This is a genomic window from Brevibacterium aurantiacum (genome assembly GCF_007558825.1).
GTDB lineage: Bacteria > Actinomycetota > Actinomycetes > Actinomycetales > Brevibacteriaceae > Brevibacterium > Brevibacterium aurantiacum_A.
In genome coordinates this window covers 45,247-64,950 of the sequence record NZ_VLTK01000009.1, presented here as the reverse complement: position 1 = coordinate 64,950, position 19,704 = coordinate 45,247, and the positions used below count along the sequence as shown (strand labels likewise).

Sequence of the window (19,704 nt, the reverse complement as noted above, 5' to 3'; positions counted from 1 at the left end):
TCAGATGCCCTGTCCGACGTCCCAGAAGAAGTTCACCAGGGTCACCGCGGCCCCGGACAACACAGCCGCCGCGCAGCTGATGAGGACGCCGATTTTTCCTCTCCCGGCGAGGTTCGGGTTGCTCGAGTTGGAGCCGTAAGCCCAGACAATCGCGGAGATAATCAAGGCGAGCACGGACAGGATCAGAGCCACGGTCATCACGGCGCCGACGATCTCGCGCAGCTGCTCGATGCCCGGGAGACCGGAGTCATTGGGGTCGATGTCGATCACGACACACGCTCCTTCATGCAGAGTCGTTGGGTGCTTGTCTGCGGGAAGGTGCACGGGCGTGGTCATGGCATGAAGAAGCGCCCATCCGGTATCCGGATGGGCGCTCTGGCCGTTCGTGGGGTGGTGCTGGGTTCAGAGTTGCTCGCCGAGGTTGACCAGCCAGTTCAGCCATCCTGTCGCCGCTCCGGCAAGGACCGCGCCGCCGAGGGAGACGAGCACGCCGACACGGCCCTTGGCGGCGAGGCTGTAGTTGCCGGTGCTCGCCGCGATCGCCCAGATGATCGCGGAGACGAGGACCATGAGTACGGCGATGATCAGCGCGGCCGTGAGCAAGGCACCGGCGACCTCCATGAGATCGCCGATGCCGCTCATGCCCTCGAAATCAGGAAAAACGTCCATGCCCCCAGGTGCACGGGCACCGGACCGGGTGCCTGCAGCTGGCTCGGGTCAGCCTCGGACATGGGGCATCACGCCGTTGGGATCCAAGCGTGAGAGACTGGCCTTCGAACGAGACGAACCTGGTGGGTCGAGTGCTCGACGATTCGATCGAGAAGCGAATGCATCTGACGTAATAATTGCTAGTTTTCCTTCACGGTGATGTGGAGGTGGTCGTAGTGTCCGCCTGTGATGTCCTCAGGGCTGTGCATGCCTCCGCCGTCGTAGTCGCGCCATCCGTCCTTGTCGCTGCCGACTGACCAGATCTTGCCCTGCCAGATCAGGTACTCCACGCCGAGGTCTTCGGCGTGGTCTTGCATCCAATGGGTGAGGTCCCACCCGGCCTCGAGCTGGTCCGGGGTCGGCATCTGCCCGATCGCATTGCCGAACGTGACATCGCAGGCACGGCCTAAGGGGTGCTCGGACTTCTGTCCCGGTCTGGGGGAATAACACGCCCAGGAGGTGTCGGGGTAGGCCTTCAGCGCCTGGTCGTGGACGTGGAGCATGCGCGCGGTGATCTGTCCGTCGCTGGTGGGGTCATTGACCATCTGCCCGGGGTCGTCTCCGTCGAAGTCGCCCGGGTCTTCACCCGTTCCGCCACTGTCGTCGGTCTCGCATCCGTCCTCGCCGGGTTCGGGTTTGCCGTCTTCGGCTTCGGGGAGGTCTGCCGCGTCGTGGTCGTTGAGCCAGGCCGCGGGGTCGGTGTAGTCGCCGTCTGGTCCGCCTTCGCGGACCTCAAAGTGCAGATGGGCTCCGGTGGATTGGCCGGAATTTCCGACGTCGGCGATGTGCTGACCCGCCGTGACCTCGTCGCCGGTCTGGACGTAGATGCCGTCTTCCCACATGTGGATATAGGCCGTGGCCAGCCGCTGCCCGTCGACCTGGTGGTCGATGACGACGATTCCGCCTCCGGAATCGGTGTACTGGGCCTCGGCGACGGTACCATCGGCGGCAGCGAGGATCTCGGTGCCGTCGGGGGCTGCAAAATCACTGCCAGTATGTAAGGTCTCTTCGCCGGTGATCGGGTGGGTGCGCGGCCCGAACGGGGAGGTCGCGACCCAGGTGCCCTCCGGTAGGGGGAAGACCACGCGGGAGGTCTCCGCAGCCGGCTGATCATCTTCCTCCCCGTCGCCGCTGCTCTCGGAAGTCGAGAGCTCGGTGAGGATGGTCTCGGCGACTGGCTCGTAGTTGGCGTACCGGTCGGGATAGGCGCTGACTTCGACGGCTTGGGCGGCTTCGCCCTTGCTCATCTCCTCCCACCCGTCGATATCCAGCAGGCCCCGCGGGGAGCCACCGTTGGGACCGTCCGGTCCGCCGTAGAACGCCGCTGCTTGGTAGTCGGGGTCCATGAGCTCTTCGACCGAGCCCCATCCGGATTGCGGACGCATCTGAAACAAGCCGAGACTGTCGTTGTCGCCACCGTCGCCGTCGTTGGGCATATCGCCGGATTCGGGGTAGGCGCTGGTATTCGACAGCTGCTTGAGCACGGACTCCGTCAATGCTGCCATCAGCGCGATCTGGATCCCGTCACGGGTGATGCCCTCGGTCTCGGAGCCGGTCTGGATGATCGTGGCCGCGTGCTCGAGCTGCTTCTTCTCCAGAGTGATCGTCTCGCCGTCGGCGGTCTCAGCGGTGAGCTCATCAGGGACGTCACCGACATCAACGTTCTCGCCCGGGGCCACGCATTGGGCGGAAGCGGCGGGGTTCATGACCAGGCCGACGCCGACCAGGGCGAACATCGGTCCCAGCAGCACCAGTACGGCCAGAGCGGCCACGGCCTTCTTCATCGCACGGCCTTTCGTCTCAGCGCAGGGGCGTATCCAGCGCCGAGAGCCGCATGAGGAAACACGACTCCTCCCGCCCCTCCTCGGAGGGCGTCGCGCTGGCCGTGCTTTCCGGGGTGCTGGTGGCCTGTGGGCAGGTGAGGAAGAGGGTAAAGGCCACCGGATGCTCGGAGGTCACCGGGGCGTCGTTCCAGGTGCCCTCGCGGTGCCGGGTGCCTTCGATGGTGATCGCGGTCGCGCCCTCGGGCAGTTGCCCCGGGCGGGCCTGGGCCAGGGCCTCATCCCACTGTTCGGGTACGAACGCCCGGTCGATGCTCAGATGCTGCCGGGTCGAGTACTTGCGCAGCTCCACCCACGCCTCGCGCGTCGGGAGGTAGCCGGCGATATCCGAGGCCAGTCCGGCTTGCTCGACGCCGCTGGGGTCGGCGACCTCCAGCAAGGTGGCGGTGTAGTCCAGGGGCATCAGCTCGCTGGTGGTGTCCCAGGTGAACAGTGCTTCGGCAGCACTGCGGGCGAAGGTTTCCGGGTCGGTCGAGGCGGCGATGCCAGGGATCGCAACCTCAGCCGGAGCCTCAGAAGGGGTGGGTGTCCCGGTGCCCGGAGGGGCGGGCTGTGGTGCGGTGTGCTCCGGGTTGGCGGGGCCGATGATGATGCCGTAGACCCCGACCCCGGTGAGGATGAGCAGGATGATCGTGGCGATGGCCAGGGCGATGTGGCGGCGGCGCAGCCGCGAGGTGCCTTCAGTTCTCGTCATACCACCCAGGTGCACACTGAGCGTCAACGGTCGGGGTGCACCTGGGGTGAGTCAGAGGGCGCGCAGATGCCCTCGCCGGGAATCCCCGTCGCGGGCGGCCCGCAGTTCCCGGGCAAACTGGCTCGTCCCGTCCGCGGTCGCCAGGAAGGCCTCGATCTGTTCCTCGGTCAACTCAGCGGCGAGCGCTTCGGCGCTGTAGTGGACCCACCAGTTCTCCAGCTCGGTCCAGGTGGCGATGAACGCACGCAGGGGCCAGCGAATGATCTTCGCCACCGGCTCCGCATCGCTGGCCTCGGGCTTGTCTCCGGTGGGCTGATCCGGGGCGTCCTTGCTCCGGTGAGCGCGCGCGATCGCTTCTTCGGCCATGCTCTGCAGATCCGTGCCGCGATCCGGCATCGCCTCGCTCTGCTGCAGGGCGCGGATGCGCTCATAGGCCGGATGCACGGGGGCACCATCGTTGATCGCCTCCAGCTCCGCGGCGATCTGCTCTCGCATCGCCGATGGGCTCTCGGGGTCGGTGGCGAGCTGGTGCAGGTAGGTGATCTTGTCCAGTGTGGTGTGGGAGGCCCCGCCAGGGATCATCGCCGCGGCCTGCTCACGGGCTATACCAGGAGTCGTTGACGGTCCTGCAAAATTTGCAGGACCGTCTGACCTGGGGTTTTGGCCCATACCGAACTGAGTGGCCTGCTTGCGCCGCTGGGCGTCTTCAGCCATGAGCGCCTTGAGCTCCCGATACAGTGCGGCGGCCTCGACAGGCGTGAGGTCCTTGTGCTGGGTGTTCTCATCCTGTTCGGCCAGCAGGTGCCCGAGCCGGTCCGAGATGCTCGAGCGCACCCACACATCCACCGTCCGCCATCCCAGCTGCTTCACGGCCGCCAACCGACGAGCACCACAGACCAGGGTCCCGTCGGTGGTGATCGTCGGCGGCTGCAGCAGTCCGAGCTTCGCGATGGACGCGGCCAGGGCGTCGATGTCGCCGAGGTCGGTGCGGTGCCGGTGCCCGATCATGATCGAGGCAACGGCCCGCTGGAGTTGGATGTGCCCCTGCGCCTGTCCCATCAGCGATACCCTCCACGGCGCGGGGCGGCCACGGAGAGCGTGAGCACGAGGTCCTCATCGCGCAGCAGCGCCCGCAGGGTCTCGCCGATGAGCAGCCTGTGCAGGATTCCGCGACCGGTGCTGGTCGCCGCGTAGGCCGGGTGCGGGTGCCCCAGCAGCGCCTTGAGCAGAATCGACCAGGAGTCGGCTTCGATATCCAGGAGCGCTTGGGCGTGCTTGTCCCGGCGCAGCGCCTCATAGGCGGTACGGCGGGTCCCGGCGCGAGCCAGTTCCTGGCAGACGTGCTCGACCGCAGCCCGCGCCAGCGCCGGCGGCCATTTCATCGCGGTCACGAAGGCGATCGTGTCTTCGATCAGGCTGGTCGCGGTGGTGAAGGTGTCGTACTCCCGCCGCTGGTCGTCCTCGTCGTGCTCGGCGGGGTCCTCGGTGGGGTCGGGGTCGGTGATGTGGAAGGCTTCGTGGTAATCCGTCAGCGGGTTCTCGCGGTCGGAGATCCGCTCGGGATCGTGGTAGGCCGAGACGTGCGGGCGGCGAGCCTGGTGGACCGAGCACAGCAGGCCTTGGGCGCGTTCTTCGGCGATGCAGGTGATCCGCACCGCGTGGGTGATCACACCCCACGGGTCCTTCGCGGTGCGCGCCGAGCGGGTGCGCATCACATCGAACGCCGCACTGGCAGCCTCCCAGGGGTCGAGGCCGTGCTTGCGCGCCAGCGGCGCGTACTTCGCCGCGGCATGTTCCATCACGTCCGCGGCCACGGGGTCGGAGCGCCAGGCGGCGGGCCCCGCCTCATGCAGCCTCACGAGCAGGGCACGCAGGCCCTCGCCGGTCGTGAAGTCTTCGGGTTCGGACAAGGTCGTCATCATCGGTATCTCCTCCTACACATCAGGTGCACTTCGCACTCGTGGGTGGCGAATCGGGTCGTGGCGTCGGGTCATGCGAGGTCTCCGCCTAGTTCTGTCCGACGGCCGAGCGGGTAGCCGGCTCGCTGGCATGGCCGCGACCGAAGGCCTTCAGCGGTGGCAGCTTCTTCGCGGCAAACGCGCCGACGCTCTTCCCGGCGGTGACCAGGCCGCGGTCGACCTTGCGGGCGAGGTGTTCCTGCAGTGCGATCCCGCGCCCGGCCATCGAGGCCGAGGACCGGGCGACCAGATCGGTGGGCCTGACCCAGTCGACGCCGCGGCCCTGCGGAACCTGCAGGCGCTGGCGCAGGCTCGCGCGACGCTGCGCGGTCTTCTCGTGCTCAATCGCATCCGGAGCCCCCGTGTTCTCCCGCCCGGCGACCCTTGCGGCGTCATGGCTGGGCTCGGCCTCGGGCTCAGGTGCCTGCCACCACGGGCTCTGTTCTCCGGCGGGGTCCGGGGCAGGTGCGGTGTTCAGCGCATCCCATGGTTCGGGATCTGGCGGGGTGAAGCTGGTGTCCCAGTTCTGCGCGTCCTGGGCGGTCTCGGAACTCATGATGTGCTCTCCTTCTCTGCGGCCTCCCCGGGATTCGGTGAGGCGGTGGTGGTCTGGCGAGTGCGCCAGCGACCGATGGTCGAGGGATGAACATGCAGGTGCGCGGCGATGGCCTTGTTCGACCACCCGGCCGCCCACAGCCGAGCCGCCTCCGCCTTCCGCCCCGACCCCGCCGGCTCACCCGTACGGGGCGGGGTGGGAAGCTGCGTGGGACCGTCCTCGGGTGCGGCCTTGGTCAGTGCAGGTGAAGGCCCGGCGGGCGGCTCCGGTGCGCTCGGTGAGGGCGGGGCCGGCTGAGGCAGATCCGCCACGGTCGAGGAGGTCAGCGGCAGCTCACCGCCGTCGTCGTCGGTCCGGCCCGGCTCCGCTGCGAGCTCCGGCACGAGGGCTCCGCTGTGCTCGGTCTTCTTCAGCCCGTCTAGTGCAGGTGAGCGACGGTGGTGGGCGGAGCGGATGAGGACCACGGTCAGATGCGTGGAGGCCAGCAGCACCAGCGGCGGTACCGAGGCGATCACCGACGCCAGCAGCCCGGGCACGGCCGCCTCCGCGGCCACCACAGCGTGCATCGCGTTCGCGGCCACCGAGACCAAGGCGCCAGCGAAGAGCAGGCCCCACGGGTACCAGGACCCGGCACGCCCATCGAGAGCCACGACAGCGATCGTGGCGACGACGATGAGCCCATCGACGAGCAACGGCCATACCCACGCCTGTGAGCTGGCGATCCCTGAGCGTCGCGCCAGATCTGCCAGTGCGGTGAACGAGAGCCAGAACGCGCCCAGAGCGATGCCGATCGTCCCGCACGCGGCCGTGATCACCGACCAGCCCCACCGTTCCGAGCCGCTCATGATCACATCACCCGATACACCGGCGGACGCGACGGGCCCGCGCTCGCCGGGGTGAACGAGCGCTGCTGGTCACCGACGGTGGTGCGTTGCCGTGCTCCGCCGCCGTTGACGTTGTGGTAGGCCGACTGCACCGTCCGGGAGATTTCCCGTTGGCCCAGCCCTGCCTGACTGGCTGCGGCGCCGAGGACGTCGAGAGCTTCACCGGGAGGCGTCCCGTTCTCCGCCAGACGGCAGGCGGCCTTGAACAGGCCCAGGTTCCGTTCGCCTTCGCGCAGGCTGGCCACCCGGTCAGCGAGCGCGGCGATATTCGGTGTCCGTCGGGTCCCTCGTGACTCGGGTGCAGGCACTGCAGGGCGGGGATCGAGGAAGTCCCGCAAGCCCTGGGCATCCAGGGCGGTGGCCGGGCCGTTGTTGACCTGGTCCAGCCGGTAGTGGTGCTGCTGCCCGTCGATGCGGCGGTGTGAGGGTGGGACGATGATGTAGCCGCCGTCGCCGCGGAAATCCACGCCGGCCCGTGCCGCCTGCCACGACCGCTGCTGCGTCGCTGGCGTGACAGGGTAGATCAGATGGGCACCGCCGGAGGGAGTGCGGGTGACGACCTCCCACTGCCCGAGCCTTCCGGCGTCGTGGGCGCGGTTGATCGCGTCGTAGCCGTTGACCTTCTCGTGCAGATCGACGTCGACGACGACCACCCCGCTGGGATGGCCAGTGGGCAGGCCAATGTTTGCGTTGGGGATCTGGTCCCACCATACCCGGATCTGAGTCGGGTCTGTCGTGGCGTCGTGGAACCCGCCATGAGTCAGGGGACGTTTGCCGTTCGCCGCGCAGGGGAAGATGGGTACCCCGGCCCGAGCGAACTCGCGTGCGGCCGCGCCTAAGGGCCAGGAGTCATCGAGGCGTAGGAGGACCGAGGAGACGGCACCGTGCTCGACCATCACGACCACACCCCTCGGGCGCTTCCTGCCGCAGGTACGGTCCTGTTGTGACCGCGTGCTGCATGGTCAGGTCGTCGTTCGTGTCGGTTGTGCCGTTCGTGTCTCATCACCAGGACTCCTTGCCGAGAACCTGCTTCGGAGTGAGGAGCAGGCTCTACCTCCGGCAGGTGCGCGGAGAGGATCTGGCGTGTCGAGACGGCCACCCTACTCACGATCAGTGAGTAGGGTGGCCGCCAGGGCACGTCTCGCACCTGACGTCATCCCGGCATAGCAATGCCCGGAGCCTCATGGAGTGACGAGACGCGGAACATGTCTGATCACCGAGTGTCGATGTCGGGATCGCTAGTGTGCAGCCGTCCGCTGGCTCACATGCTCCGGTATCGCTGGGGCGAGATTCCTGTTGCCCGGCGGAAAGTTTCTGAGGCATGGCTACGCGAGCGCCATCCCACCGCTTGGGCGACCTCACCGACGCTCAGGTCTGTCTCCCGGAACAGCCGGGACATCTCCTGCACGCGTAAGAGGACGAGGTGTGCCAAGGGCGTCTTCCCATAAGCGTCGCTGTAGACGCGTGAGAGTTGACGCTCGGACAGGTGAGCGATGCGCGCAAGGTCTCCCATTGTCCAGCAGCGAGACAGATCGGCAGTCAGCGCGTCGTGGACCATCTGTGCTTCTGGGCGAAGCGGCTGGAACCTGCGATACCGCGCCGTCAGACCCGGACTGGTGTTCACGAACGCCTGCGGCGAATTGGTCCGGATGAACGGGGCGATCTCGTCGGCGATTGAGGCCCAGAGAGACTGCATCTTCTGGAAGCGGTTTCGTGGTGCCCCGGCGACGCTGAGGCTGACCAGATCATCGAGCCACGGAAAGAGAAGACCAGCTCGTTCCTCCCCGAGAGCAAGCACCTGCGCCGGCTCGGTATAGAGCGTGTTGGCCAACGCATACGAGTCGCACCGGTGATCCAGGATACCGACGTGCTGCCAGAACAGCTGGTCGAGCGCGTAGTCGAGATCGAGGTAGACGGTGGTGACCGTGTTGTGCCCTTCGGGCTCGCTGCCGCACAGCACTCCCGGCCCCAGCAGGATCGCGTCGCCGGGCTTGATGTGGCGCTCGCCGAAGTAGCGGCTGTAAAGGATGGCGGAGCCGTCGCGGACCACGATGAGCTTCACGCAGTCGTAGGCGAAAGGGCCCAGTGGCCGGTAGACCGTTGTGGTTCGGGCCAGGATGGGGCGGAACCATCCGGTGCCGCGCTGACGCAACCAAGCATCCGCCTGGTCTTCATTGCCGCACCCAGACAGCGCAGGCCCTTTCGAGTACGAGTTAGTCGTGCTCTGCCATTCCGCCGTCATTGCAATGCACCGCCGGGGCGTGCAGGCAGACAGCATGCGGTGCGGGGCGAGAATGCGGCCGCGAGACCCATCGTGATCACTCCACTTTGCGACCATGCGTAACGACGTTGCGCGGTGCGTCGTCGCCGGGCGGGGTAACGAGCTGCCCGCCCCTGCGGTCGCTGAGGCGCGTTCGGGTTCCCGCGGCCGGGGCTGGTGATGGTGGCTCGGAGCCAGCATGAACTGCTCGACGCGGTGCAGAGAACTCCCATTCGCCGTTTCACGGCGTCGCCACGTCGGGCCTCTCCGTGTCGCCAACCATGAGGCCGCCCCACGCCCGCTCGTCGGTCCTCAGCAGTCCGAGGCCCTACGACGGCCCCGCCCCGCCGTCTTCCATCGACCTCACGCTGTCCGAGCATCCCGTGATCGTGCCGAGCCGAGCTCACTGTTTCTGCCGTGCCGGATGAGACCCACACACGGTTGGCACCAGGGTGCGACTCGGCGCGCTGCGCGTACCTGCCCGCTGAGGCGGCCCCTTCCTGAGCCCGTCTCGGGAGGGGGCCATCGTGGTGATGACGATCCGCCCCATGTCCGCCGGCCGCGGCTACGAATATCTCCTGAAAACCGTCGCCGCCGGCGACGGTAACCGCGACCTCGGCACACCGTTGACCCGCTACTACACCGAGTCCGGCAGCCCACCAGGGACCTGGCTCGGCACCGGCCTGGCCTCCCTCGACGACGGCACCGGTACCGGAGTCGAAGAGGGGTCGACCGTGACGGAGGAGCACCTGGTCCGGTTGCTCGGGCAGGGCGTGCACCCGGTGACCGGTGCAAAGCTCGGCCACGCCTACCCGAGCCTGCCTGCACCGCGCGAGCGGATTGCCGAACGGGTTGCGAAGCTCGACCCGGACTTGCCGGCGGCGCAACGTGAGGTTGCGATCCAGGACATCCGCGACGAAGAGGTTGCACGCAAGCCCAAGCGTGCAATTGCAGGTTTCGATCTGACGTTCTCCCCGCCGAAGTCCCTGAGCACCCTCTGGGGTGTTGCGGATGCGCCGACGCAAGAGGTGCTGGTGCAGGCCCATCACGCCGCGATGCGCGATACCGTCGCGTTGCTGGAAGAGCGGGTGGCTTCGACCCGGGTCGGCAAGGGCGGGATCGCGAGGATGCCGATCACCGGGGTGATCGCCACCGCTTTCGACCACTACGACTCCCGAGCCTCCGATCCGCAGCTGCACACGCATCTGGTCGTCTCGAACAAGGTTCAAGGCGAGGACGGGAAGTGGAGGAGCCTGGATTCGCGGCGGCTGCACATGGCCACCGTCGCCCTCTCGGCCAGCTATAACGCCTACCTCATCGACCACACCGCCGACTTGCTCGGCCTGGCCTGGGAGCCCGTCGACCGGGGCAAGGACCGGAACACCGGCTGGGAGATCACCGGCATCCCTTCGGAGTTGATCGCGGAGTTTTCCCGCCGCACCACCGGCAGCGATGGGGGAGTGGAGGGCATCGAGCAGGCGAAAAACCGGCTCGTCCGTGACTACCAGGACACCCACGGGCACGCGCCCAGCCCGGACACCATTACTCGGTTGCGCCAGCAAGCCACTCTCGAGACCCGGCCGGAGAAGGAGCTGCATTCGCTGGCCGAGCTCACCGCGGACTGGCGAGAACGTGCAACCCGGGTGCTGGGCGCCCATGCAACTACCTGGGCGCAAGCCGTGCTCGCCCGCACACCCGGGGCGTCCCGGTTGCGTGCCGAGGACCTCGGCGCGCAACAGGTGGAGGATCTGGCAGCAGTGGTGGTGATGACTGTCGCGGATCGGCGCTCGACCTGGACGCGGTGGAACTTGCACGCCGAAGCCATGCGCCAGCTCATGTCCATCCGCTTCACCACCCCAGCTGAACGCACCGCCGTGCTGGATCAGATCGTGGCCGTCGCTGAAGCGCAGTCGCTGCGCCTGACCCCCGAATATGACCGTCCGATGCCGGGGCACTATGTCGACGGGAGTGGGAACCGCTTCCAGTCCAGCGATCAGGTCGCCTATTCCAGTCATGAGATCCTCGACGCCGAATACCGCCTGCTGGCCCACGGCGATGACACGTCCGCGCCGCGGCTGCCGTCCCGGATGATTGCCCGGCACGTCTCGCGGAAGATCCAAGGGGTGAGGCTGGCCGATGATCAGGCCACCGCCGTGACTCGTATCGCCTGTTCGGGGCGGAGCCTGGACCTGCTGGTCGGTCCGGCCGGTGCGGGGAAGACCACCGCGTTGCGCGGTCTGTATCGTGCCTGGAGTGCCCGCCACGGGCAAGGCTCCGTGATCGGGCTGGCGCCCTCGGCGGCCGCGGCGGAAGTCCTCGGGGAATCGTTGGGCGTACGGGCAGAGAACTCCGCCAAGTTCCTCTACGAGCACGAGAGAGGCCGGTGGGACTTCCAGTCCGGGCAGCTGGTCCTGCTCGATGAGGCCAGTCTCGCCGGGACGCTGACCTTGGATCGGATCGCCGAGCACGCGGGGCAGGCCGGGGCGAAGCTGGTGCTCGTCGGTGACCCGGCCCAGCTCAGTTCCGTGGAAACTGGCGGGGCGTTCGGGATGCTCGTGCGCCACCGTGCCGCCCCGCCGACGCTGACCGATGCGCGCCGGTTCGTCCACGAGTGGGAGAAGACGGCCAGCCTTGACCTGCGTCGAGGCAAGACCGCCGTGCTCGAGGACTACGAGAACCACGGCCGGCTGGTCGATGGGAGTATCGAGCGGATGCTTGATGCCGCCTACACTGCCTGGCAGCACGACCGCGGCGAGGGCTTGGCAACGCTGATGATCGCGGGCAATGCTGAGATGGTCGCCGAGCTGAACACCCGCGCCCGCGAGGACCTCATCGCGGACGGGCGCGTCGAGCGTGACGGGACCGGGCTGCATGATGGCACCACTGCCGGGGTGGGGGACTTGGTGGTGACCCGTTGTAACGACCGGCAACTGAGCCTTGGCCGGTCCTGGGTGAAGAACGGCGACCGCTGGGCCGTCGCCCGCCGGCTCGGCGACGGTGGGCTGGCTGTGCGCCGCCTCGGCCCCGGTGACCAGCCTGTCGGGGCTGAGCTGGTTCTGCCGGCGGAGTATGTGGCCGAGGACGTCGAGCTGGGCTACGCCACCACGGTCCACCGGGCGCAGGGGGCCAGCGTGGATACCGCGCATGCCCTGGTCGACCCGGAGACGGCGTCCCGGGAGCTGTTCTACGTCGCGATGACCCGAGGCAAGCAGAGCAACAGCGCCTATGTGATCCAGCCGGACCCGCACGATGTTGAGACCCACCTGGAGCCACCGGAGCCGATGACTAGGATCGGTCAGCTGCACCGGGTGTTGGCTCGCAGTGACGCGGACCTCTCGGCCACGGAGACCTTGAAGCAGGAGCTGGACCGGCACGCTTCCCTGGAGACCCTGCTGGCGGAATACGACGTACTGGCCCGGGAGGCGCAGGTCGAGCGCGTGGCCGCCTACCTCGATGTCGCCCCGTTCCCGGAGGGGATCGCGGATGAGGTGTTCACCAGCCCGCACTACGAGCAGCTCGAGGCCGCAGTGATTCGCCACGAAGCCGCCGGGCATACACCCACCCGGATCCTGAGCCGTCTTGCCCCGCGCCTGCAGCCGGGGACCGAGGAGGCGGATCCTGCGGCGCGGCTGGCTTCGATGATCGATGCGGCTACCACTCAGATGCCGCGTCGCAAGGCGGCCGTACTCGGGCGGGTGGCGGGGCTGATCGCGCGACCTGCCGGGCCCCTGGCTGAGGACATGCGAGTCGCTCTGCAGGAGCGGGAAGAGCTGATCACCACCGCGGCCGCGGCATCGCTGGATGAGGCGATAGAGCACGGCGCGTCCTGGGTGGCCAAGCTCGGCAGACCAGGGGCGACCCCACGCGAGCGCCATCAGTGGCGCGCGCTGGCGGTGAGCATCGCCTTGTACAGGCAGCGGTACGACATCGGAGAGTCTGCGCCTCTGGGCTTGGCCGATGCTGTGAGTTCGCCACAGCAGGTGGCCGAGCGGCGGGCTGCCCAGGCTGCGTACTCGCAGTTGCGGTCCCTGCAGCAGTCGTTTGGGGCACCGCAACGTGGCGCTGCTCCTACTCGCAATGCGCCAGATCGGGGACTCTAGCTTGCAGGAAGCCACCGGGATGCTCTTTGGCCTGGACCCCGCGCCCGGTCGCGTCGTGTTCATCGGTGTCGCGCCACTGGATTATGAGTGGGCCGAGCCCAACAGCGCGTATCTCAGCCGGCGACTGAGTCCGTGGTGAACACTGGCAGTCTACGGGCGGTGGCTGCACCGATGCCTCCGCTTGCTCCGGTGATGATGACCGTACGACCGTCGAATCGTTTCATGACATCTCCCTTCGGGGTCGTTTGCCTACTGGGCCGCGGCGCGCAGGTCGTCGGCACGGTCGGTGAGCTCCCAGGTGAACCCGGGCAGCTCCCGGCCGAAGTGCCCGTAGGCGGCGGTCTGGGCGTAGATCGGGCGCAGCAGTTCAAGGTCGCGGATGATGGCTCCGGGCCGCAGGTCGAAGACCTCACGGATGGCGCGAACGATCGCCTGGTCCTCGACGGTGCCAGTCCCGAATGTTTCGACATAGAGCCCCACAGGGTTGGCTTTGCCGATGGCATAGGCGACCTGGACCTCGGCGCGGTCGGCGAGACCAGCGGCGACGATGTTCTTGGCCACCCAACGCAGGGCGTATGCTGCGGAGCGGTCGACCTTGGACGGGTCCTTCCCGCTGATTGCACCGCCACCATGACGGGCGGCTCCGCCATACGTGTCGATGATGATCTTCCGCCCGGTCAAGCCCGCATCGGCCTTCGGGCCACCCATGACGAAGCTGCCCGAGGGGTTCACATGCACTTTCATACCCGAGAGATCCAGACCGGTCTCTTCAACGATAGGGCCGATGACGACCTCGTTGAGAGCCTCGCGAACCTGGTCCTGCGTCACGTCGGGTTGATGCTGCGTGGAGACCACGACGGTGTCGACGGTGGAGGGTACAGCGTCGTCGTAGCCGAGCGTGATCTGGGTCTTGCCGTCGGGACGCAGGAATGGCAGCTGTCCTGACTTGCGCACCCTGGTGAGGCGTTCGGTCAGTCGGTGGGCGGTTCGGATGGCCATGGGCATCAGTTCGGGTGTCTCGTTCGTGGCGTAGCCGAACATGATGCCCTGGTCGCCTGCGCCTTGCTGGTCGTGCAGATGGGACGCGGTGCCGTCGCGGGCTTCTTCTGAAGTGCTGACCCCGTCGCCTATCTCGGTCGACTGTTCCCCGATGGAGACGGTCACGCCACAGGAGTCTCCATCGAAGCCCATCTCACTGGAGGTGTAGCCGATGCTGTTGATCACGCGGCGGGCGAGAGCGGCGATGTCGGCGTATCCGCTGGTGCGGATCTCCCCGGCGACGTGGACCAGACCGGTGGTGACCAGCGTTTCCACGGCAGTGCGTGAGTGGGCGTCTTGGGTGATGAGTGCGTCAAGGATGCTGTCGCTGATCTGGTCGCAGATCTTGTCCGGGTGGCCTTCGGTCACCGATTCCGAGGTGAAAAGTCGTAGCGTCATGGTCTGTTCCTCATTCTTAGGTGGTATCGCGGTCGGGGTGGCGGTGGGGAGCACCATTTTTGGTTCTCCCCACCGCCAGTAATTTGTTGGTAAAGTGGGGACTCGTCGTCGGAGGTGCATCTTCTACAAAATCGGATGGTCCGTACGACAAGCGGGACGTTCAAAGCAACTAGTTACTTACGCTCTCGAGAACGTGCGCCTGCCAGGTAACGTGCAATCGCTATCAAGATCAATGCAATCAGCCCAGAGCTCGCTGCCGTCAAAGGCAAAGCTCCGGCGCCGCCAGTTGTAAGCGCAATACCTCCAACAGCGGCCCCGATTGATACACCGAGATAGGTTCCCGACGTGTTCAGTGCTAGAGCCTGGGGTGCTACTGGCCCGGCCAACATGTACAGGCGAGCTTGGATGGCTGGAGAATTCCAGAACGCCAAACCGCCCCAAACTGTCACAACGCAGATAACCGCAGGAATCGGTGCCGGCCTCCCCATCCATAGAAGCCACAAGATGACCATCGTGACGATGATGCCGCCGATTCCGACGCTCAGGGTCCGGTCAGCGCCCCATCTGTCAGTTGCGATACCACCCAACCAAATCCCGAGGATGCCAGCTATACCCGACAGGCTAAATGCCAATGCCCGTTCATCAACTCCAGCTGAGCTCGTGGCTTCGAGGTAGGGGGCAAGATAGGTCAACATCATCATGGACCCAGTCATCAGTGCACAGTTCGCAAGCAAGCCGAACGAGATAGGTCCGGCACTTAGCGTCCGGAGCTGATCCCGAAGGAGTGGCACCTCCCGTTCGCCATCTTCACGCGGTAGCGTAGGCAAGAGTGCAAGAAGGACTATCAGCCCTGCGACGGCCATGGTGGCAAAGCATGCACGCCATCCAAGATGTCCGCCGATCCACGTCCCAATCGGGACACCGGCAGCAATAGAACCGGTCACCCCCAGGGAAACAATAGCGATGTAGCGGCCGGTCTTATCCGCCGGAGCCCGCTCCGCGGCGAAGGCGAACACGGCAGGAGTCATCCCAGCTGCAGCCACAGCGGCTACCACCCTCAACACCAGAAGGAGGGGGTATGACGGCACAATTACAGCCAGACCATTTGCGAGAATGAACAAGCATAGACCGACGGTAAATAATTGTCGCCGTGGAACTTTTGCCAGGACAACTGCAGCTAAAGGCGCCACTATAGCTACGGTCAGCGAAAATGCGGTAATGAGCTGCCCCGCATGAGATTCACTCACCCCCAGATCAGCGGCGAGTTCCGGTAGAATTCCGGCGATGACATAGTCATCCGTATATAGTACAAATCCTGTGGCGAGCAGGGCGAAGAGCCATGCAGGCATCAGGCTACCTTTCTGTATTAAGAAGATTACGTAACGCATCCCGAAGAGTCGAACGCAGTTGATACACTGTGAGTGCTCCATGAGGTGTGACGGTGTCAAGCGTCAGGCCACCAACAAGGGCCGAGACTTGCCGGGCTGCCGCGCTTGGGTTGGGCACTTCAAGGCAAGCTAGTGCCGCAGCAATAATGTCATGGAGATCGCTCGCCATCTCTGCAGCGGATGATGCAAATACCGTCTGTGTTCTTGAGGCACGTATGAGCTCAAGGACTATGATCGCCTCCATCCTCCGCGCCTCATCGACAGGGAGCACTTGTTCCAGAAGATCTTGCAAAGCAGTTAGTGCCTCTTCGCCGTCGAGGCCCCTCAACTGCTCGACTGGATGGTGCATGAGTCGCTGTCCCATCCGGTTTCCGGCTTCGTGAGCTGCAGCCGCCAGTAGGTCTTCATGGCCATCAAAAAAGTGCCGTACCGACCCTATATTGAGGTCCGCTTCAGCTGCTACCTTCCTTAGGGTAAGTCCTTCAAGGCCCTCTGCTACGATCAACCGAAATGCAGCATCGATGACATACTGGCGACGTTCCTCTGCGTCTATGCGTGCAGGCATGTGTTTTCATCCTCACTTCCTTTTGACAGATTCGTCCCATACAGGATGGTCGGTTTCGTACGTCTGTCCGTCCTTGGTGAATACCAAGAAGCGATCGAAATCTCGGGCAAACCAACGGTCGTGGGTCACGGCAAGAACTGTCCCGTCATAAGCTCTGAGCGCTCGTTGGAGGGCCTCCGCTGACTCCAAGTCGAGATTGTCAGTCGGCTCGTCGAGAAGCAACATTGTCGCACCGCCAAGTTCGAGCAAAAGGATCTGGAAGCGAGCTTGTTGCCCCCCAGACAGGGAATCAAAGTTCTGCTCGGCGGAACGGGCGAGCTCGTAACGAGCTAGCACCCGGGACGACTCTTCTCGCGGCATTCCACGTCGATGCTCGTCACCACGATGCAGTATCGAGAGCAGACTACGGCCGCGAAGGTCGGGGCGTCCATGTGTTTGAGCGAACCAACCCGGACGGACTCGGGCGCCTAGACGCGCGGTACCGTCGTGCGTCACTGGATCAATCTGCATCTCGGCTACAGGCTCGTGTTCAGGGGTGGGGTCATCGCCGCCGGCTGCCAGCAGACGAAGGAAGTGCGACTTTCCAGATCCGTTCCCGCCGAGAACGGCAATGCGGTCACCGTACCAAGCTTGGAAGTCGAAGGGCCGGACGAGTCCGGTCAGTTCGAGTTGCTCACAAGCCAGAGCCTTCTTGCCCGTCCTGCCTCCATGTAGACGTATCGCAAGTTCTTGCTCTCGTGGTTGCGCCTCAGGCGGACCAGCCTGTTCAAACCTGGCCAACCGAGTCTGCGCCGCCCTGTACCGGGAGGTCATATCTGAGTTATAGGCCGCCTTCTGCTTATACATCTGAACAAGCGAACGTAACTTTGCGTGCTCGTCATCCCATCGGCGCCGCAGTTCGTCCAGCCTTTCAATCCGCTGCGTGCGTGCCTTCTGATATCCGCTGAAGCCACCAGAGTGAACCCATGCGGTGTTACCTGCGCTGCCCAGCTCGAGAGTGACGATACTCGTGGCGGTGTTTGCGAGAAGTTCGCGGTCATGGCTGACATAGAGCACGCTCTTATTACATTCAACCAGCTGGTTTTCAAGCCAGCGTTTGCCTGGGACGTCGAGAAAGTTATCTGGTTCATCGAGAAGAAGAATCTCATCAGGGCCACGAAGGAGCGCGTTAAGTATGAGGCGCTTCTGCTCACCGCCCGATAACGTCGTCACCGGACGGTCCCGACACTTCTCGAATGGCAAGCCCAGGGAATCTGTGGCGCACGCGTCCCAAAGAACTTCTAGATCGTAACCGCCCTTCTCGCCCCAAGTAGCCAGAGCGGATGCGTATTCCATCTGCCGATCAGTATCGTCTGTAGTGGCAACCGCTCGTTCGGCACGACGTAGTTCTGCAGCGGCTTCCTGCAAGGGCGGAGGAGCCACCGATAGTAGCAATTCTTGGACCGTCCCGGAATCGACGAACTGGCGCATCACTCCAATCGAGCCATTGCGGGAGACTGCCCCCGCCTCGGGAGTGATCTCGCCTGTGATGATGCGTAACAGTGTCGTTTTGCCTGCTCCATTCGCTCCAATCACCGCCACCCTCTCCCGAGGGCCGACATGGAACGAGACATCGCGGAGCAGGGGCCGGCCGTCGGCCAACGTGTAGCTCACCGACTGTGCTTCGAGGTAGCTCATGGGCAACCACGGTATCACGGTCGTGATAAATGATGAAACCCAGACATTGGTGGCGGCGTTGAGCCGGAGCGTTGTCCGAGCCGATCCCCCGCTCCAAGGTCGTAGTCACGGGGACAGGGTGGCGATGACTTGGGTCCAGGCGGTACGGTGTGTCACACTCGTGTTATATATCACGACCGTGATAGCTTCGCTTCGAGTACAACATATAGAAGCGCTGAGCGGTGGCTCGTCAGCATCGCAGTCGCCTACCGGTCAGCGCAGGAAGGTGGCAAGGTCATGACCGATGACTTCATCGTCGAACAGACTCAGGAGAGTGACTTTGACGCTCTCCGTGGCCTGTTCGTCAGCACTCTGGAACCTCACTACGACGGCGATCACGACGCGCATCTCACTCGGCTGATCGACGCCCACCGCGCAAATGGACAAGACGCCAATGGCTTCAACTCTCTCGCCCAACTGGGATATGTCGTCAGACTAGAGCCTGGAGGCCGCCCGGTCGGTTACATCAACCTCGCGGTCAAGCGTCACGGCACTGCCAAGATCAGCCCACTGATCGTCGACCCGTCAGCTCGGCGCCGTGGCGTAGGAGAGGCACTATTGAACGCGGCTCCCCATGACGTCCGTCTTCTCTACTGCACGGTTAGCGAAGACAACCTCAACGCCCAAACCTTCTTCTTTCGGCAGGGGTTCGTACGAGTCGGGACGGCACCGGATCAGTACCGTCGCGGGAAGACGGAACTGATCTTGCAGCGACCACGATTGCGTTCAGGCGTAAAAAACGACGATCCGTTCAACTTGGTTCGTGTCCAGGATTCCGCACAGTGGCGAAAGTTTACGGAGCTCGCCCATTCCGCGCACGTGAACCAGCCACTTCCGGCAGCGACCAAGGTCACCTATGGTCCCCTTCGGGCCGAGCCCGATCCAGTCAACGCTAAGGCCAAGACGGCCTATATCGCGTCCTCTCCCGATGGCCGGGAACTCGGCGGAATCATCCTGACCAAGAAGAAGGGTGGGTCAACCAAGCTATCCACGATTGCTTGGACAGATACCGACGTGCTCGACAAACTCTTGACCGGACTGTCTCGGACGGAGGAGTTCCAGGAGACAGCCGGACGGATCTATGTGCATATGCCGGTCGATCCGGACGCTACCCGTGTGTTTCAAGCACACCAGTGGCGGCTCGACGCACTGATCCCCGGTCTCGATGACACATCTCAAGTCGCTGCCCAATGGAGCACAGCTTCCGCTCATGTTGCGCCATCTGTGCAATCTCCGAGTTCCGTCGCCGATCAGAAAACGTGGTCCGACTACCACGCAGAACTGCAGGACATGATCTCGGCTCGTGAGTGGGATTCGTTCGAAACACCGCAGGAACTGCTGATCTCGCTGATGGCGGAGGTCGGTGAACTAGCCGAGGAACTCCAGTGGACGTCGAAGATCCCCACACGCGACCTGGACCAACACAGCATCGGCGCGGAAATGGTAGACGTCTATAACTATCTCCTTCGGCTCTCTTGGCACATTGACATTGATCTTCTTGACGCCGCGTTCCAAAAGCTGATGCGGGTCAAGGAGAAGTATCCGGTGGATAAGTCCCGTGGCACGACCAAGAAGTACACGGAATTGAGGTGATAAC

At 64.8% G+C, this 19,704-nt stretch carries 16 protein-coding genes; 2 read left to right on the top strand and 14 right to left on the bottom strand.

Annotated features, from left to right (window positions below):
- From FO013_RS15310 to FO013_RS15265, 10 genes are all read right to left on the bottom strand, one after another.
- Positions 1 to 270 (bottom strand): DUF6112 family protein, encoded by a 270-nt coding sequence (locus tag FO013_RS15310; protein WP_137802585.1) that lies wholly within the window; start codon positions 268 to 270, stop codon positions 1 to 3.
- A 132-nt stretch (positions 271 to 402) separates the two neighbouring features.
- Entirely contained in the window at positions 403 to 669 is a 267-nt protein-coding gene (locus FO013_RS15305) for a DUF6112 family protein (protein ID WP_143923427.1), read from the bottom strand.
- A gap of 179 nt (positions 670 to 848) precedes the next feature.
- Complete coding sequence (locus FO013_RS15300) at positions 849 to 2,492, bottom strand: M23 family metallopeptidase (protein WP_143923426.1); 1,644 nt, start codon at positions 2,490 to 2,492, stop codon at positions 849 to 851.
- A gap of 16 nt (positions 2,493 to 2,508) precedes the next feature.
- Positions 2,509 to 3,243, bottom strand: coding sequence for a hypothetical protein (locus tag FO013_RS15295; RefSeq protein WP_143923425.1), 735 nt, complete (start codon positions 3,241 to 3,243; stop codon positions 2,509 to 2,511).
- Between the two features lie 51 nt (positions 3,244 to 3,294).
- Positions 3,295 to 4,302 (bottom strand): ParB N-terminal domain-containing protein, encoded by a 1,008-nt coding sequence (locus FO013_RS15290; protein WP_143923424.1) that lies wholly within the window; start codon positions 4,300 to 4,302, stop codon positions 3,295 to 3,297.
- Complete coding sequence (locus tag FO013_RS15285; RefSeq protein WP_143923423.1) at positions 4,302 to 5,165, bottom strand: hypothetical protein; 864 nt, start codon at positions 5,163 to 5,165, stop codon at positions 4,302 to 4,304. Before FO013_RS15285 ends, FO013_RS15290 begins: the two co-directional genes overlap by 1 nt.
- A gap of 85 nt (positions 5,166 to 5,250) precedes the next feature.
- The gene (locus tag FO013_RS15280) at positions 5,251 to 5,757 is read right to left on the bottom strand and encodes a hypothetical protein (RefSeq protein WP_143923422.1); all 507 of its coding nucleotides are present in this window, start codon (positions 5,755 to 5,757) and stop codon (positions 5,251 to 5,253) included.
- Positions 5,754 to 6,602, bottom strand: a complete 849-nt coding sequence (locus FO013_RS15275) for a DUF2637 domain-containing protein (RefSeq protein ID WP_143923421.1) — start codon at positions 6,600 to 6,602, stop codon at positions 5,754 to 5,756. The genes FO013_RS15280 and FO013_RS15275 overlap by 4 nt, the downstream gene beginning before the upstream one ends.
- A gap of 2 nt (positions 6,603 to 6,604) precedes the next feature.
- A complete protein-coding gene (locus FO013_RS15270) occupies positions 6,605 to 7,537 on the bottom strand; it encodes a bifunctional DNA primase/polymerase (RefSeq protein WP_143923541.1) in 933 nt (310 codons plus the stop codon).
- Positions 7,538 to 7,902: 365 nt separating this feature from the next.
- Positions 7,903 to 8,883, bottom strand: a complete 981-nt coding sequence (locus tag FO013_RS15265) for a helix-turn-helix transcriptional regulator (RefSeq protein ID WP_143923420.1) — start codon at positions 8,881 to 8,883, stop codon at positions 7,903 to 7,905.
- 551 nt (positions 8,884 to 9,434) lie between these two features.
- On the opposite strand from FO013_RS15265, the gene mobF reads away from it, so the two are divergent.
- Positions 9,435 to 13,001 carry a MobF family relaxase gene (mobF, locus tag FO013_RS15260; RefSeq protein ID WP_260848194.1) on the top strand — a complete coding sequence of 1,189 codons (3,567 nt, stop codon included), beginning with the start codon at positions 9,435 to 9,437 and terminating at the stop codon, positions 12,999 to 13,001.
- Between the two features lie 249 nt (positions 13,002 to 13,250).
- On the opposite strand, the gene metK is transcribed toward mobF, so the two are convergent.
- The 4 genes from metK to FO013_RS15240 all read right to left on the bottom strand — a co-directional run bounded on the left by metK (position 13,251) and on the right by FO013_RS15240 (position 18,068).
- Complete coding sequence (gene metK, locus FO013_RS15255; protein WP_143923419.1) at positions 13,251 to 14,438, bottom strand: methionine adenosyltransferase; 1,188 nt, start codon at positions 14,436 to 14,438, stop codon at positions 13,251 to 13,253.
- Positions 14,439 to 14,611: 173 nt separating this feature from the next.
- On the bottom strand, positions 14,612 to 15,787 hold the full coding sequence (locus tag FO013_RS15250; protein WP_143923418.1) for an MFS transporter: 1,176 nt from the start codon (positions 15,785 to 15,787) through the stop codon (positions 14,612 to 14,614).
- A gap of 4 nt (positions 15,788 to 15,791) precedes the next feature.
- Positions 15,792 to 16,391 (bottom strand): TetR/AcrR family transcriptional regulator, encoded by a 600-nt coding sequence (locus FO013_RS15245; RefSeq protein ID WP_143923417.1) that lies wholly within the window; start codon positions 16,389 to 16,391, stop codon positions 15,792 to 15,794.
- Between the two features lie 12 nt (positions 16,392 to 16,403).
- Entirely contained in the window at positions 16,404 to 18,068 is a 1,665-nt protein-coding gene (locus FO013_RS15240; protein WP_143923416.1) for an ABC-F family ATP-binding cassette domain-containing protein, read from the bottom strand.
- Between the two features lie 276 nt (positions 18,069 to 18,344).
- On the opposite strand from FO013_RS15240, the gene FO013_RS15235 reads away from it, so the two are divergent.
- Positions 18,345 to 19,700 (top strand): GNAT family N-acetyltransferase, encoded by a 1,356-nt coding sequence (locus FO013_RS15235; protein ID WP_143923415.1) that lies wholly within the window; start codon positions 18,345 to 18,347, stop codon positions 19,698 to 19,700.
- Positions 19,701 to 19,704: the final 4 nt, after the last annotated feature.